This window comes from Ruegeria sp. AH3, from assembly GCF_056536265.1.
Window position 1 is genome coordinate 1,063,618 of the sequence record NZ_JBQFJL010000001.1, and the last position, 16,042, is coordinate 1,079,659.

At 56.5% G+C, this 16,042-nt stretch carries 11 protein-coding genes; 8 read left to right on the plus strand and 3 right to left on the minus strand.

Annotated elements, in window-relative coordinates; translation table 11 throughout:
- The first annotated feature begins 4 nt into the window (after positions 1-4).
- From ACR3EM_RS05245 to ACR3EM_RS05255, 3 genes are all read left to right on the plus strand, one after another.
- A complete protein-coding gene (locus ACR3EM_RS05245) occupies positions 5-1,063 on the plus strand; it encodes a methyltetrahydrofolate cobalamin methyltransferase (protein WP_480469752.1) in 1,059 nt (352 codons plus the stop codon).
- A 121-nt stretch (positions 1,064-1,184) separates the two neighbouring features.
- Complete coding sequence (locus tag ACR3EM_RS05250; RefSeq protein ID WP_480469753.1) at positions 1,185-1,457, plus strand: hypothetical protein; 273 nt, start codon at positions 1,185-1,187, stop codon at positions 1,455-1,457.
- Positions 1,458-1,592: 135 nt separating this feature from the next.
- Complete coding sequence (locus tag ACR3EM_RS05255) at positions 1,593-2,603, plus strand: hypothetical protein (protein WP_480469754.1); 1,011 nt, start codon at positions 1,593-1,595, stop codon at positions 2,601-2,603.
- A 570-nt stretch (positions 2,604-3,173) separates the two neighbouring features.
- Here ACR3EM_RS05255 and ACR3EM_RS05260 read toward each other — a convergent pair.
- Complete coding sequence (locus tag ACR3EM_RS05260) at positions 3,174-4,031, minus strand: class I SAM-dependent methyltransferase (protein WP_480469755.1); 858 nt, start codon at positions 4,029-4,031, stop codon at positions 3,174-3,176.
- A gap of 24 nt (positions 4,032-4,055) precedes the next feature.
- Entirely contained in the window at positions 4,056-6,101 is a 2,046-nt protein-coding gene (locus ACR3EM_RS05265; protein WP_480469756.1) for an ASKHA domain-containing protein, read from the minus strand.
- 215 nt (positions 6,102-6,316) lie between these two features.
- On the opposite strand from ACR3EM_RS05265, the gene guaB reads away from it, so the two are divergent.
- The 3 genes from guaB to ACR3EM_RS05280 all read left to right on the plus strand — a co-directional run bounded on the left by guaB (position 6,317) and on the right by ACR3EM_RS05280 (position 11,344).
- The gene (guaB, locus tag ACR3EM_RS05270) at positions 6,317-7,765 is read left to right on the plus strand and encodes an IMP dehydrogenase (RefSeq protein WP_480469757.1); all 1,449 of its coding nucleotides are present in this window, start codon (positions 6,317-6,319) and stop codon (positions 7,763-7,765) included.
- A gap of 28 nt (positions 7,766-7,793) precedes the next feature.
- Entirely contained in the window at positions 7,794-8,954 is a 1,161-nt protein-coding gene (locus tag ACR3EM_RS05275; RefSeq protein ID WP_480469758.1) for an RsmB/NOP family class I SAM-dependent RNA methyltransferase, read from the plus strand.
- A gap of 104 nt (positions 8,955-9,058) precedes the next feature.
- Complete coding sequence (locus ACR3EM_RS05280) at positions 9,059-11,344, plus strand: ATP-binding protein (protein ID WP_480469759.1); 2,286 nt, start codon at positions 9,059-9,061, stop codon at positions 11,342-11,344.
- On the opposite strand, the gene ACR3EM_RS05285 is transcribed toward ACR3EM_RS05280, so the two are convergent.
- On the minus strand, positions 11,341-11,934 hold the full coding sequence (locus ACR3EM_RS05285; RefSeq protein ID WP_480469760.1) for a gamma-glutamyl kinase: 594 nt from the start codon (positions 11,932-11,934) through the stop codon (positions 11,341-11,343). The genes ACR3EM_RS05280 and ACR3EM_RS05285 overlap by 4 nt on opposite strands.
- 190 nt (positions 11,935-12,124) lie before the next feature.
- Between ACR3EM_RS05285 and recA the strand changes: the two genes are divergently transcribed.
- Both recA and alaS read left to right on the plus strand, forming a co-directional pair.
- Complete coding sequence (recA, locus tag ACR3EM_RS05290; protein ID WP_480469761.1) at positions 12,125-13,189, plus strand: recombinase RecA; 1,065 nt, start codon at positions 12,125-12,127, stop codon at positions 13,187-13,189.
- 180 nt (positions 13,190-13,369) lie between these two features.
- Positions 13,370-16,042, plus strand: a complete 2,673-nt coding sequence (alaS, locus tag ACR3EM_RS05295) for an alanine--tRNA ligase (protein WP_480469762.1) — start codon at positions 13,370-13,372, stop codon at positions 16,040-16,042.

A 16,042-nucleotide genomic window follows, 5' to 3' on the forward strand; every position in this document is an offset into this window, starting at 1 on the left:
GGACATGACCCGTACAGTCGTTGAATCAAAAACAAAAACTGCCGTTCTGGGCTTTGACGAACCGTTCTGCGTGATCGGTGAACGGATCAACCCGACTGGCCGCAAGAAACTGGCGGCCGAGCTGGAAGCAGGCGACTTCTCGACAGTCGAGAAAGACGCCATCGCTCAGGTTGCTGCAGGCGCTACCGTTCTGGATATCAATGCGGGTGTTGTTTACAACTCGAACCCCAACCCAAACGAGACCGAGCCGCCCCTGATGACCAAAATCGTCGAGCTGGTGCAGGGGCTGGTTGAAGTGCCTCTGTGCATCGACTCATCGGTTCCCGGTGCGCTTGAGGCAGGTCTGGAAGCTGCCGAGGGTCGCCCGCTGTTGAACTCGGTCACGGGTGAGGAAGAGCGTCTGGAACTGGTTCTGCCGCTGGTCAAGAAATACAATGTGCCGGTTGTGGCGATCTCGAACGACGACACCGGTATTTCGGAAGACCCCGATGTGCGGTTCGACGTGGCCAAGAAGATCGTTGAGCGTGCCGCCGATTTCGGCATCCCTGCGCACGACATCGTGGTTGACCCGCTGGTCATGCCAATTGGCGCGATGGCAACCGCTGGCAATCAGGTATTTGCTCTGGTCCGCCGTCTGCGCGAAGAGTTGGGCGTAAACACCACTTGCGGCGCATCGAACATCTCGTTCGGTCTGCCAAACCGGCACGGCATCAACAACGCGTTCCTGCCGATGGCGATGGGTGCAGGCATGACCTCGGCGATCATGAACCCGGTCGCTCTGCCGGTTGGTCCCAAGAAACTGGCCGAGAAAAAGGCCGAGGTCGAAGCCAAGGGCATCGTTCTACCTGCGGATATGGATGATGAAACGTTCTGCCAGCTGTTCGGCCTTGGCTCGACCAAGCCGCGCGCGGGCAAAGAAATGGAAGCCATCCGCGCCGCGAACCTGCTGACCAACAATGACCCGCATGGCGGTGAGTGGATCAGGTTCAACAAAGCGCCTGACGAAGCAGGTGCCGCCGCTGGTGGTGGCCGCCGCGGAGGTGGTCGTCGTCGTCGCGCGTGATCCTGAATAACTAAAATCGAAAGGCCGGGCCCAGCGCCCGGCCTTTTTCGTTTTGACACGGATTAAGATTTTACTCTGTCGAAGCCACGAAAACACTAGTCGTTAGGTGAGGGTCACATAAGTGCAACGCCAGTTCTCTTGGAGTTCATTGATCCTTGATCGAATTTCGATTCAATCATTTAAATTCAAAGAGATTGGTTGGAACTCGTTGACAATCAACGACCCCGGGCAGTTATTGGTGGCACTAGGGTTTCAAATGGTGTTGCCGATATGGTTTCATGAGATTTCACGTGACCAAGATAGTCTGATGGATAGCCCCTCAAAACGCGCATCTGGTGTTGTACCAAGCGGAGCAAGTTTGCATGAAGAGATCAAGGAACATCAAACTGATTAATTTGTTCCTGATAAACGAATTACGCGGAGTAATAATTTATTTAGAGTAATTATAATTAACGGTTTGCTAATTGGACTTGTTTTGATTGCGGCAGAACTTCTGTTTGGAACTTGGTTCTCTGAGAAGCATGCTATGATGAAGTTCACCCAGGTTAGAAACTTCAAAAATGTACAAGATAATCCAGTTCACGTCGGTAAATCCACGATCACGTGTACCCGTGACTCATTTGGATTTCGTGGATTGGAGGGGGACGTATCAGAAATTGATATTTTGACGGTTGTCGGTTCCACGACCGATCAGAGATGGATTGACGATTCAGAGACCTATCAAGCCACTCTGCGCGAGTTGTTTGCTGATGATGGCAAGGATGTTTCGATCGCCAATGCAGGTATTGATGGTCAGTCAACCTTCGGGCATATGGCCAACTTCACTTCCTGGTTTAATAAAATACCAGGTCTCAGTGCACGCTACGTGCTATTTTATGTTGGAATAAACGATCTTCTCAAGTCTGAGCCTGAATCTTCGTATGATGTGGTTGCGCTGGAAGATAGCACCTATAACGATCTGAAGGCATTTATCAAAGACAAGTCGATATTCTATCAATTGTATAGAATATCGAGAACTGCTCTTTCTGAAGAACATGCACTTAACGAACTAAACAGGACGAATATCGCTGATCACGAACCTCTTGTAACAGAGCCGCTGATTTCTGCCCCTTTGTCTGATATTTTCAGTACTTCACTGGATAGCTACGCCGAGCGCATCTCTGAATTAGACCGAATGACCCGTGAATTCGGTGCAGAGCCGATTTTTGTCACGCAGAGAAGTGCCCGATGGGACCGTCGCGATGGAAAAATTTTCGGCATCGCCAAATACGAGCCAGATTTCTTCGAATTGGTTCGTCAGCAACTACCGGAAGAATTTCAAACATTGAACGGTGTCGATTTCTATAGGATTGAACGTGCTTTGGCGGAAGCACAAATGGAAGAGTGTGAGAAACTGGGTGCCATTTGCCTCGATCTTTTGACAGAAATTGAGTTTAACCTAGCGATGGATTTCTATGATCCAATCCACACTACCGCGCTCGGTTCACGGGCAATAGGTGAGTACCTTTATTCTAAGCTTCAAAATCTTGATTTGGATTGATTGCAGGTCATTTGTTGGTTTGAACAGAAGCTGGTGGGCGTAGGTTCAGAACTAGTGATTTGAGAAGGATTCTTGTTGCGTGGTTTGCAAACCAAGCGGCGAACATCTTTGTTTGTTTCCGTTTGGATTCGACTTGTTAGTGTTGAGAATACTTATCAACAGATCGCTTCTATGCGTGTAAATATGCAAACCAATTGACCGATATATGCTGATGTTGGGCGGCGAAATATCCGGATAAGATCTAAGTCCAATGTCTTGCCGCTCGTCGTCGAGTTGATTGCGATAGGACCACGGTGCACCAGCCCGCGCTTCAATTAGATACTGTCATCTTCCACCTGGATGATAAGTTCGGAACTTACATATGATTTCTCTTGTGTGGAAAGGTGGTTGATGCTTCGCGAAATATTTTTTGCCCTACGCATATGATACTTGAACTAAAGTTGTGATCGTTTGCGAAAATCTGCTGCCAACTGACACAGACGACGTTTGCCAAAAATGCAGCATTCATTTCGACTTACAAAAACTTTCTATTACAACACGGTATGCGCTACGCGGCCCATTTTCCGTCCATCACTGGGCCACACGCGCCTGTAGCAGGTTTATCACAGCAGGGATCTTCACGCCTTCGGACGTTTGGTATGCTTTGAATTCTTCGGCAACGGCATCGACGATAGCGTCGACATCCGTTTGCATGCCCTCGAAATGAGCGACAACCCGCGCCGCCGGGCCAACGCGGGTGCACAACAAGGCTGCGTCCGCCACGGTCTTTGGGCCAGAGAGCATCAAGGGGATCGCCTCGACCCTTATATCCGTCAATCCGGCAGAGGACATAAGACCTGCGACTCTGTCGCGGTCGTGAAAGGCCAACGGCCCCGGCGCGTTTCGGTCTACCTTAGGAGGTTGGCCCAATCGTTTGACAGCAGCGACATGCGGTATTTTGAACCACGGGTTTTCAGACAGACCGCCCCAGGCCGCGAATGTCATTTGTCCGCCGGGCTTCAGCGCGCGTGCCATATTTGCAAAGGCCGCAACCGGGTCTGAGAAGAACATGACTCCAAAGCGCGAGATCATGGCGTCGCAGTTGTTTGTCCCCAGATCAGCGACCTGTGCATCGGCATATTGAAACGCCAGATTGGAAAGTTGGGCACGGGCCGCGCGGTTGCGCGCCCGTTCCAGAAACTGTTCCGAAATATCGACACCCAGCACATGGCCGTCGGAACCAACCTGCTGTGCGGCCCGCAGTGCGCTCGCTCCGGTGCCGCAGCCGATGTCGATGACGCGCATTCCATCGGACAATGCGGCGCGGTCAAGGACCAGATCCAGAACGGGAGTGAAGAGGTGATCCAGTTGATCTTCGAAAGTCAGCCAGCGCGTGCCCATTTCGGACTTGCCCCAGAACTCTTCCTGATCTCCGTTGATCGTCAGCATGTTGCCCTCCGCCGTTTGGGGCGACTATGACCTCCTGCGACGTCGACGACCAGACTTTTCCTCATCCCCGCCGCCGGTGTTGAAGGATGGCGCAGGCAGGGTGACGACTTGCGCCAGTTCGGGGAACGGATCGGTTTTGTGCGGGATCGCGTTGGCGGCGACGAAATGGTCCTGGAACTTGGGCTCGATGGCGGTTTCGACCTTGGTAATTTCTCGCACGACGCGCTCGATTTCGGCGCGTGATCCGATGTTACACAGCGCAATCCGCGCGCCGGTTCCGGCGGCGTTGCCCGCGCTTGAGACCTTGTCCAGCGGCGCGTCAGGGATCATGCCCAGCACCATCGCGTGTTTGGTCGAAATATGAGCACCAAATGCACCGGCCAGAACGACACGATCGACCCGGTCGACCTCCATTTCATCCATGAGCAGGCGCGCACCGGCGTAGAGCGCGGATTTGGCCAGCTGGATTGCGCGGATGTCGCCTTGGGTAACGGTGATGCGCGGTCCGCCTTCGGCGCTCGCATCGTGGATCAAATAGGCATGGGTGCGCCCTTCGGGAACGCAGCGCGCGGTGCCTGTCTGCTCAGGGGATCCGATCAGGCCGCTCTCGTCGAGCAGGCCAGCGATACGCATTTCGGCCACGGCTTCGATAATGCCCGATCCGCAGATGCCAGTGATGCCGGTGGTGGCGATGTCCTGATCGAACCCGTCCTCGTCCGACCATTTCTCGGACCCGATCACGCAGAAGCGAGGTTCTTTGGTGACAGGATCGATCTCAATCCGTTCAATCGCACCGGGCGCGGCGCGCTGGCCCGAGCTGATCTGCGCACCCTCGAATGCAGGGCCGGTGGGCGAAGAACAGGCCAGAACGCGGTGGGTGTTGCCCAGCAAGATTTCCGCATTGGTACCGACGTCGACAATCAGAACGAGGTCGTCGGATTTGCCGGGTTCTTCGGACAGGGCGACGGCGGCACAGTCCGCGCCGACGTGGCCTGCGATACAGGGCAGGATATAGACCTGCGCGCGCGGGTTCATGGCGGTCAGGTCCATCTCGCGCGCGGGCAGGGACATGCTTTCGGACGTGGCCAGCGCAAACGGGGCTTGCCCCAACTCGACCGGGTCCAGACCCAGCAGCAAGTGGTGCATCACCGGGTTACACACAAACACGGTCTCGACGATCAGCGCGGCGTCGATTCCGGCTTCTTCGGCGATCGAAGTGGTCAGGTCATTGATCGCCTCACGCACGGCCTTCGTCATCTCCTGATCGCCGCCGGGGTTCATCATGGCGTATGAAACGCGGCTCATCAGGTCTTCGCCGAAGCGGATTTGAGGGTTCATCAGGCCCGACGACGCTTTGACCTCACCGGTTTCCAGATCCGTCAGATGCGCCGCAATGGTTGTTGAGCCAAGGTCGATGGCCAGACCATACAGGCCTTGCTCGTGCAGACCGGGCCAGATTTCGACAATACGGGCCACGTCATCCTTGTGGCCTTTGTGGACGGCCACGGTGACCTCCCACTTACCCTTGCGCAGCACGGGCTGCAGCTTGGACATCAGGGACAGATCAGCGGTGACGGCTTCAATGTTCCATTGCTGGCGTAGGGCGCGTTCCAGCCGCTCCAGATCGCCGGTAGGGGAATGCATGTCAGGCTCTTCCACCACGACGAAATAGAGCCGCGTGGCCGGGTCCATGATGATCGCACGCGCAGCTGCGGCCTTGCGGACGACCTGACGGTGGACCTGGCTTTCGGGTGGGACGTCGATCACCACATCACCCTGTACCGACGCCTGGCAGCCCAGTCGGCGACCCGGCTTCAGACCGCGTTTGTCGTCATAACGCTGCTCGACCGCATTCCACTCGCTCAGGGCGTCCTCGGAAACGGTGACACCGTGTTTGGGGAACTCGCCATAGCTGGGGGTGATCTGGCATTTGGAACAGATGCCGCGCCCGCCGCAGACCGAATCCAGATCAACGCCCAACTGACGTGCTGCGGTCAGAATCGGCGTGCCGATGGGAAAGTGCCCGCGTTTGCCGGAAGGGGTGAAGACGACAAGAGGATCGGTGGTCATGAAAGGCCTGCCTTTGTATTCGCGCGTATGCCGCGGAAGATATGGGTTTGAGCGAAAAGGGAAAGGGCATTCAGCGGCACGTTTTGCATCGCTTGCGTCGTTTTCGGGCGCGGCAAAGCCCCGCATGGAAAAACAACTTGGGTTCAGGGCTTTCCCTCGGGTGAAATCCATGTAATAGGGTCACCGCCAAACGGGCTTTTGCATGGGGTTTTCAGATGCAGATTCGTGAGGCACTCACCTTCGACGACGTTCTCCTGGTTCCGGGCGCATCTTCAGTGCTTCCGGCTACGGCAGATACCACCACGCGCGTGACGCGTGAGATTACCATGAACATTCCGCTGCTCAGCTCGGCGATGGACACGGTGACCGAGGCGCGCATGGCCATTGCAATGGCGCAGGCCGGGGGTATCGGTGTTGTCCACAAGAACCTTTCGGTCGAAGAACAGGCGCGCGAGATTCGCCGGGTTAAACGGTTCGAATCCGGCATCGTTTACAACCCGGTGACGCTGCGGGCGGATCAGACACTGGCGGATGCGCAGGCTTTGGTCGAGCGGTATAACTTCACCGGTTTCCCTGTCGTTGACGGCGACGGGCGGGTCGTCGGCATCGTGACGAACCGGGACATGCGCTTTGCAACCTCGGACGATACGCCGATCAAGGCGATGATGACCTCGGACAACCTCGCGATGCTGCAAGAACCCGCCGATCTGGAAGAAGCCAAAAGCCTGATGCGGGCCCGCCGGATCGAAAAGCTGTTGGTTGTCGACGGTAGTGGCAAACTGACCGGCCTGCTGACCCTGAAAGACACTGAACAGGCCGTGCTGAACCCCACTGCTTGCAAAGACCACCTGGGTCGTCTGCGGGTGGCCGCGGCGACCTCTGTGGGTGATGCCGGCTTTGAACGGTCCGAGCAACTGGTGGATTCCGGCGTCGATATTATCGTTGTGGATACTGCACATGGCCATTCTCAAGGGGTTCTGGATGCGGTGAAACGCGCCAAGATGCTGTCGAATGAGGTGCAGATTATTGCAGGCAATGTTGCCACCGCCGAAGCGACCAAGGCGCTGATTGATGCTGGCGCGGATGCGATCAAGGTGGGCATCGGACCGGGCTCCATCTGTACGACAAGGATGGTTGCGGGTGTCGGGGTGCCTCAGCTGACGGCAATCATGGATTGTGCTGCCGCGGCAGGTGACGTTCCTGTAATTGCGGATGGCGGTATCAAATTCTCGGGCGATTTTGCCAAAGCAATCGCGGCGGGAGCCTCTTGCGCCATGGTCGGCTCGATGATTGCGGGCACCGATGAAAGCCCGGGTGAGGTGATCCTGTATCAGGGTCGCTCGTTCAAATCCTATCGCGGCATGGGAAGTTTGGGCGCAATGGCGCGTGGCTCGGCGGACCGATACTTCCAGAAGGACGCGGCCAACGACAAGCTGGTGCCTGAGGGGATAGAGGGGCAGGTGCCCTATAAGGGATCGGCCAGCGCAGTTGTCCATCAACTGGTCGGCGGCTTGCGTGCGGCGATGGGCTATACCGGATGTGCGACGGTGGACGAGATGCGAAAGAACTGCAACTTCGTCAAAATCACAGGCGCGGGTCTGAAGGAAAGCCATGTGCACGATGTTCAGATCACGCGGGAAAGCCCGAACTATCGCGTGATGTGATCGGGCCTGATCAGGATCGGAGCCAACGATGACCCCGGCAGCGCGCGTGCAGGCCGCGATTGAGATACTGGATCAGATACTGTCTGGTGCGCCTGTCGAAAAGGCGCTGACGGGCTGGGCCAGGCAGAGCCGTTTTGCGGGCTCAAAGGATCGCGCGGCGGTCCGTGATCACGTGTTTGGCGCGCTTCGTTGCAAACGGTCTTTCGCGGCGTGTGGCGGCGCAGAGACAGGGCGCGGGTTGATGATCGGCGCGTTCCGCTCGTCGGGAGGTGATCCCGCTCAACTATTCACGGGTGAACGGTTTGCGCCTGCACCGATCTCCGACGGTGATCAAGCGCGGGTGTTCCAGTCAGAGGCCGAGCGCTTGGATATCCCCGAATGGCTCTGGCCTGAATTTCAGCAGGCATTGGGCGATGAGGCCGAGGCCGCCGCCATCGCGCTGCAATCTCGCGCACCCGTGCATCTGCGCGTCAACAGAGCAAAGGTAGAGCGTGAAGATGTGATCCGTCTACTCTCAGAGGGCGGCATTCAGACAAGCGCACATCCCGCTTGTGATACCGCGCTTGAGGTCGCCGAGGGGGAGCGCAAGATCGCGCAGAGCGATGTTTATAAGAGGGGGCTCGTTGAGTTGCAGGATGCTGCAAGTCAGGCGGTCGTCGCGGCGCTCGACCTTCAGCCCGGTATGCGGGTTCTGGATTATTGTGCAGGCGGGGGCGGTAAAACGCTGGCGCTGGCGGCTTCGAAGGGCGTGCAGGTCTTTGCCCACGATGCCAATCCCGGTCGTATGCGCGATCTGCCTGCCCGAGCGTCAAGAGCGGGTGCAGAGGTGACTATTTTGCAATCGGACCAGCTGGCTCAACAAGCGCCGTTCGATATCGTTTTGACGGACGTGCCGTGTTCGGGCAGCGGTTCCTGGCGGCGGGCGCCCGCCGGGAAGTGGGCGCTGACGCCCGAGCGTTTGAGAGATCTTTCCAGCATTCAGGCAGACATTCTGCGAGATGTGTCACCCCTGGTTGCCGCACGCGGCGTGCTGGCCTACGCCACCTGTTCTATGCTGACTGTTGAGAATGATGCAGTGGTCGACAGGTTTCTTAAGGACTACCCTGAGTGGCAATCGGGTCTGCGCAGATCGTGGCTAGTTTCCCACGGAACGGATGGATTCTACACCGCGCACTTGACGCGATCTTGATTATATAAAATCAACCATAGGCAGTTTACGCCGTGATTTTGTTAAGCGGCAGTTAACCATTGCGGGCCGATATTGGTCAAAAATTGACTTAACATGAGCTGTTTATGTCCAGTATTTCTGCTGTTTTTTCCAGTGGCTCAGAGCGATGGAGTGGTGCGCGTGCGCGATATGCCTCACTCGGGGTGATCGCCATCGTTTTGTGCGTGCTCTCGCTGTTCGGGCAGTTGCCGCGGCCTTGGAACGTCATGGCCGCAACGATCGGGGTTTCCTTTCTGTCGGTCGGAACTCTTGAGATCGCGCGCGCTTGGTTTTCACGCCGATCGGAACTGCAGGCGCTTACATATCTTTCAACATACCTGAATCATCAGGGCGCGACCTGCTTGGTGGCAGATGCAACCGGACGCGTCCTGATCGCTAATGAATGTGCTGCGGCGCGTTATAAGGCAGCCGCAGGCAATCGTTTGGAAGACTGCCTACGATCTGCTGTGGCCAACCCAGCAGCTGTTTTGCTCAGCCTTCAAACTCTCGCCAAGGCAAAGGGGTTCGCGCGGAGAGAAATCGTTACACGTGGGCAATCGGTATCGATTGAGGTGTCGATGTTGAACGAAGATCGGTTTTGCTGGCGCATCTCACTGGGAGCTGGCAGCTTCTGGAATGATCTTGAGGTTCCGATCATGACCGTAGGACGCGACAATGTCGTGCTGGACCTGAACAAAAGCGCAGTTGATTTGCTAGGCAAATCTCCCGCTACGGCTGATCAGGTGCTTTCCAACGACGGTCGCGATGGCATCCAACAGATGGAGACGGAGAGTGGAAAAAGACGCGTGATTGTCTCAACTCTGCGGAAGAGAGAGTCATCCCGTGAACTTCTGATGATACCGCTTGAGAATGCAGAGCCTGCACCCGATCTGGCCTCGTTCGCTGATCTGCCTGTTCCAATCATGCGGCTGTCTCCCGAAGGGGAGATCCTTGAGGCCAACCCTCTTGCACGACAATTGATCGGCGAGATCAGGCCGGGATGTGCAAATCTTGAGGCAATGATGCAGGGGCTGGGATATCCAATCCGGGATTGGCTGACCCGCGCGATGGAGCAGGATGCTGGGCCGCGCTCCGAATTCCTGCGTCTGACACGGCGAGACAGAGAGGTTTTCGTGCAAGTCACTCTCTCGCGAATACAGCGTGAAGGGCAGGCTGGTCTGATTGCTGTTCTGAATGATGCGACCGAGCTCAAGACGCTTGAAGCGCAGTTTGTGCAAGGACAGAAGATGCAGGCGGTGGGGCAGCTTGCTGGCGGCGTTGCGCATGACTTTAACAACCTTCTGACTGCGATTTCAGGTCATTGCGACCTGTTGCTGTTACGTCATGATCAGAACGATCCGAACTATGGTGACCTGGTGCAGATCAATCAGAATGCCAACCGTGCGGCGGCCTTGGTCAGTCAGTTACTGGCGTTTTCGCGCAAACAAACCTTGCGCCCCGAGACGCTGGATTTGCGTGATACCATCTCGGATCTGATCCACTTGCTGAACCGGCTAGTGGGCGAGAAAGTGAGGCTGGCACTCAGCCACGACCCTGTTCTGAAACCCGTATGTGCAGACAAGCGTCAGCTTGAGCAGGTACTGATGAATCTCGTGGTGAATGCCCGGGATGCGATGCCGGAAGGTGGAGAGATTCGGATCGAGACTGAAGTCTTATCTCTGGACCGGCCCTTTACGCGTGACCGGGCAACCGTCCAGCCCGGAGAATATGTCACAGTCAAGGTGATCGACAGTGGTGTGGGAATACCCGCGGACAAGCTGCAAAAAGTGTTCGAACCTTTCTACACGACCAAACGCACAGGCGAAGGTACAGGGCTTGGCCTGTCTACCGTTTATGGAATTGTGAAGCAAACCGGAGGGTTCATTTTCGTCGACAGCGTGCGGGGAAAAGGCACCGAATTTACTGTCCTATTGCCGGTGGCGGCTGCGATTGAAGCCACTGAGCCTGAGGTGCCCATCGTTCAGGAAGAACAAGTCGCACGGCAGGGCGAAGGTGTGGTTCTGCTGGTCGAAGACGAAGCGCCGGTTCGGGCCTTTGCAACGCGGGCTTTGCGGCTGAAAGGCTATACGGTGCTCGAAGCGGAATCAGCCGAGGACGCGCTGCATCTTCTCGAAGACCCCGATTTGTCTGTGGATGTTTTTGTCACCGATGTGGTCATGCCGGGCATGGACGGTCCGACCTGGGTACGCGAAGCCCGACAGTCGCGCCCGGATGTCAAAGTTGTCTTTATGTCTGGCTACACCGAAGGGGCCTTTGGCGAATCCGGGCCTGAAATCGAGAACTCGACCTTCCTACCCAAACCTTTCTCACTCACGCAGTTGACCGAGGCTGTGTTCCAACAGCTGAGTTAACGCGCAGATTGATGCAGGGTGAATTCAGCCGCGTTTAACGATCGAAAGCGCTGTTCAGTTTGCGCTGACATATCTAACGGTCGGTCTGGTGAGACATTCTCGGATGTCAGATGGATTTCGCAGTCCAGACGATCCTGGAGAAACGCCAGTATCTGGTCCTGATTCTCGTATTTGAATAGATGAGTGACCCCGGCACCGTTACTGCGCGGTCTGAAAAAATCGGATTGGCATCCGACATCCGCAAATGCCGGGCGTGGCGTGTTCATATAGGCGTTGAGGAATTCGTCGAAACTCAGACTTTGCGTTGAATAAGGGTGTCCCGCGCGCTCGGACCGGGTGCGGTACCGATACCAACTGCCCAGCCAATCGATGGGCTCGCGGACCACAGCCATCACCTCCATCTCGGTGTCGAACATCTTGCGGAACATTGTTTGAAAGAACCGGTCAAAGCGGCGCATGTTCGCGTGTTTCAGATCCGTCGGACCAGAGACGACGATATCGGCCCGGTCGCGTAATGCGGTCTGATAGGCGGTGCTGCCGGTTTTGGGAACGGATAAAAGCGCCAGACGCTCTTTGTAAAACACAAGCATTTATCTTTTCTCTTCAACGCTTTTCGTGTCGCAGATTGTCGTAAACGACTCTTTAACACAATTGCTCAACAGTGGGTTTCATAAGTTTTAGTTGAAATGTTCTCTTTTTGGTCCCATAAGGAACAAGAGGCGAACAAAGCAGCGATTGCCGCCCGTCAAAGGGTGTGACAAAAGGGATAGTGACAGGACAATGGCGGATCTTCTGACAATGAGCGACAAGAAAAACGCAGACAAGCAAAAGGCGCTCGACAGCGCGCTGGCGCAGATCGAACGGCAGTTCGGCAAGGGCTCGATCATGAAGCTTGGCGAGGATGCCAAGCAGGATATCGATGCAAGCTCGACCGGCTCGCTGGGGTTGGATATTGCGCTGGGAATCGGTGGTTTGCCGATGGGGCGAATTGTTGAGATTTACGGACCCGAAAGCTCGGGTAAGACAACGCTGACATTGCATTGCATTGCAGAACAGCAGAAACGCGGTGGTGTTTGTGCCTTCGTCGATGCGGAACACGCGCTGGACCCGCAATATGCACGCAAGCTGGGCGTTGATTTGGATGAGTTGCTGATCTCGCAACCCGATACCGGCGAACAGGCGTTGGAGATCACCGATACGCTGGTGCGGTCGGGCGCGGTAAACATGGTCGTGGTCGACTCGGTGGCGGCGCTGACGCCGAAATCTGAGCTTGAAGGCGATATGGGTGACAGCAATGTGGGTGTTCAAGCTCGTCTGATGAGCCAGGCGATGCGGAAACTCACCGGCTCGATCAGCCGCTCGAACTGCATGGTGATCTTCATCAACCAGATTCGGATGAAGATCGGTGTAATGTTCGGCAGCCCGGAGACCACCACCGGCGGTAATGCTCTGAAATTCTACAGCTCGGTCCGTCTGGATATCCGCCGCATCGGTGCGATCAAGGATCGTGACGAAGTGGTCGGCAACCAGACCCGCGTGAAAGTCGTCAAGAACAAGGTCGCGCCTCCGTTCAAGCAGGTTGAATTCGACATCATGTATGGCGAAGGCATCAGCAAGATGGGCGAACTGCTGGATCTGGGCGTCAAGGCCGGTGTGGTCGAGAAATCGGGTTCGTGGTTCAGCTATGGGGATGAGCGGATCGGGCAGGGGCGTGAGAACGCCAAGCAGTATCTGCGCGACAACACCCGTGCTGCGCTGGAGATTGAGGACAAGATTCGTGCAGCCCACGGTCTGGATTTCGAGATGCCGCCCGAAGCGGAAGAGGACGATATCCTCGAAGCATAAGGAACGCTGACGGGAACTGCAGAAATCCTACGGCACCCCGATGGTGCTGAGAATACCTGGAACAGGGCGGTCCATCGGGGCCGCCTTGTTTCGTTCCGGGGTAGCCAATGCTGTGGACACTCCCGAGGTGGGGGGCTAAACCTTCGCAGACCCTAGTGAATGCGCGTCGAGAGAGCCCAAATGCCCACGCTGAACGATATCCGATCAACCTTTCTGAATTACTTCGCCAAGCAAGGCCATGAAGTTGTGGCGTCCAGCCCGCTTGTCCCGCGCAATGACCCGACGCTGATGTTCGTGAACTCGGGCATGGTGCAGTTCAAGAACCTGTTTACTGGCCTCGAGACTCGGGACTATAGCCGCGCAACCACGGCACAGAAATGCGTGCGCGCCGGCGGTAAGCACAACGATCTGGACAATGTGGGCTATACCGCGCGTCACCATACGTTCTTTGAAATGCTGGGGAATTTCTCGTTCGGGGATTACTTCAAGCACGATGCCATCCCGTTTGCCTGGGAGTTGATCACCAAGGAATTCGGCATCGATAAGAACCGTCTGCTGACAACAGTCTATCACACCGATGATGAGGCGTTTGAAATCTGGAAGAAAGTCGGCGTGCCCGAGGACCGGATCATCCGCATCGCCACCAGTGACAATTTCTGGCAGATGGGCCCGACCGGCCCCTGCGGCCCGTGCACCGAAATTTTCTATGATCACGGCGATCACATCTGGGGTGGCCCTCCGGGCTCGGCCGAGGAAGATGGCGACCGGTTCATCGAAATCTGGAACATCGTTTTCATGCAGAACGAGCAGTTCGAGGACGGCTCGATGGTGGAACTCGACATGCGGTCCATCGACACCGGCATGGGGCTAGAGCGGATCGGTGCGTTGCTGCAAGGCAGCCACGACAACTATGACACAGATCTGTTCAAAACGCTGATTGAGGCGTCAGCAGATGCCACCGGCGTTGATCCTTATGGGGATCAGAACGTGCATCATCGGGTGATCGCGGATCACCTGCGCTCGACCTCGTTCCTGATTGCGGATGGGGTGATGCCCAGCAATGACGGGCGGGGTTACGTGTTGCGTCGGATCATGCGACGGGCCATGCGTCATGCACATCTGCTGGGCGCAAAGGATCCTGTCATGCACAGGCTGGTGCCGACGCTGGTGCAGCTGATGGGTGCGCAGTATTCCGAACTCGGTCAGGCTCAAGCTTTGATCGAAGAAACGCTTCTGCTTGAAGAGACGCGGTTCAAGCAAACCCTCGACCGTGGCCTCAAGCTGTTGGATGACGAGGTTGCAGGCCTGTCTGCAGGCGCAGCTTTGCCCGGTGACGCAGCCTTTAAACTCTATGACACATATGGTTTCCCGCTCGATCTAACACAGGATGCGCTGCGCGAGAAAGGCCTGACCGTTGATACCGATGGCTTTGATGCAGCGATGGCCGAGCAAAAGGCTAAAGCGCGCGCCGCTTGGGCCGGATCCGGCGAAGCAGCTGATCAGGCTGTGTGGTTTGACGTATTGGATACGGCAGGGGCCACCGATTTTCTGGGGTACGACACCGAGAAGGCCGAGGGGCAGATTGCCGCTCTGGTCGTAGATGGCGCGTTGGTCGACAAGATCGAGCAGGGCGGCACTGGATGGGCCATCGTTAACCAGACGCCTTTCTATGGTGAGGCTGGCGGCCAGGTCGGAGATTCAGGTGAGATCAGACGTCTGGAAGAGCGTGAGGATATCTCTCGCGTCGAAGACACAAAGAAATTCGCCGACGGCAAAGTCTATGCGCATAAAGTTACCGTGGAACGCGGTGCGCTGTCCAAAGGCGATGCGGTCGAACTTGAGGTCGATCACGCCCGTCGCACGGCCATTCGTGCCAACCATTCGGCCACGCACCTGCTGCATGAAGCCTTGCGAGAAACGCTTGGTGATCACGTTGCGCAGCGCGGGTCGCTGAACGCGGCCGAACGTCTGCGGTTCGACTTCAGTCACTCCAAGGCTCTGACCTTAGAAGAAATTCACAAGGTCGAGCGTGAGGTGAATGATTTCATCCGCCAGAATTCGGCGGTTGAAACTCGTATCATGACGCCCGATGACGCGCGCGCCTTGGGTGCGCAAGCGTTGTTTGGCGAGAAATACGGCGATGAAGTACGCGTTGTTTCTATGGGTAAGGCACCCACGGGCAAAGGGCAGGATGGTGAAACCTGGTCGATTGAGCTTTGCGGGGGCACTCATGTACGTCAGACCGGTGATATCGGCACGTTCGTGGTGCTGGGTGACAGTGCCAGCAGCGCGGGTGTCCGACGGATCGAGGCTCTGACCGGTGACGAAGCGTTCAAATATCTGTCGGCGCAGGATCATCGTTTGGGGACAATTGCGTTGGAGCTGAAGGCTCAACCGGATGATGTCGTCGCGCGTGTGAAATCCCTGCTGGATGAACGTAAAGCGCTGCAGAACGAGGTGGCTCAATTGCGCCGCGATTTGGCAATGGCCGGCGGTGCGGGGCAGGGTGGTGGCGCCGATGCCCGAGAGGTGAATGGCGTTGCATTTTTTGCCCAGTCGCTGACCGGTGTATCAGGCAAGGATTTGCCCGCGCTGATTGATGAACACAAAAGCCGTCTGGGATCGGGTGCAGTTCTGCTGATCGCTGACACGGGCGGCAAAGCGGCCGTGGCTGCGGGCGTGACCTCTGACCTGACGGACAAAGTGTCGGCAGTGGATCTGGTCAAGGCAGCGGTAACAGAACTGGGTGGCAAAGGCGGTGGTGGTCGGCCTGACATGGCGCAGGGCGGGGGCAAAGATGCCTCGAACGCAGACGCAGCCATCAAAGCTGCCGAACAGGTATTGGGAGGATAA

Coding starts and splice junctions, on each gene's coding strand:
- ACR3EM_RS05275 (WP_480469758.1), top strand. CDS start 7,794: ATGACCCCGGCAGCGCGCGTGCAGGCCGCGATTGAGATACTGGATCAG.
- ACR3EM_RS05245 (WP_480469752.1), top strand. CDS start 5: ATGACCCGTACAGTCGTTGAATCAAAAACAAAAACTGCCGTTCTGGGC.
- ACR3EM_RS05265 (WP_480469756.1), bottom strand. CDS start 6,101: ATGACCACCGATCCTCTTGTCGTCTTCACCCCTTCCGGCAAACGCGGG.
- ACR3EM_RS05255 (WP_480469754.1), top strand. CDS start 1,593: ATGAAGTTCACCCAGGTTAGAAACTTCAAAAATGTACAAGATAATCCA.
- recA (WP_480469761.1), top strand. CDS start 12,125: ATGGCGGATCTTCTGACAATGAGCGACAAGAAAAACGCAGACAAGCAA.
- ACR3EM_RS05260 (WP_480469755.1), bottom strand. CDS start 4,031: ATGCTGACGATCAACGGAGATCAGGAAGAGTTCTGGGGCAAGTCCGAA.
- ACR3EM_RS05280 (WP_480469759.1), top strand. CDS start 9,059: ATGTCCAGTATTTCTGCTGTTTTTTCCAGTGGCTCAGAGCGATGGAGT.
- alaS (WP_480469762.1), top strand. CDS start 13,370: ATGCCCACGCTGAACGATATCCGATCAACCTTTCTGAATTACTTCGCC.
- ACR3EM_RS05285 (WP_480469760.1), bottom strand. CDS start 11,934: ATGCTTGTGTTTTACAAAGAGCGTCTGGCGCTTTTATCCGTTCCCAAA.
- guaB (WP_480469757.1), top strand. CDS start 6,317: ATGCAGATTCGTGAGGCACTCACCTTCGACGACGTTCTCCTGGTTCCG.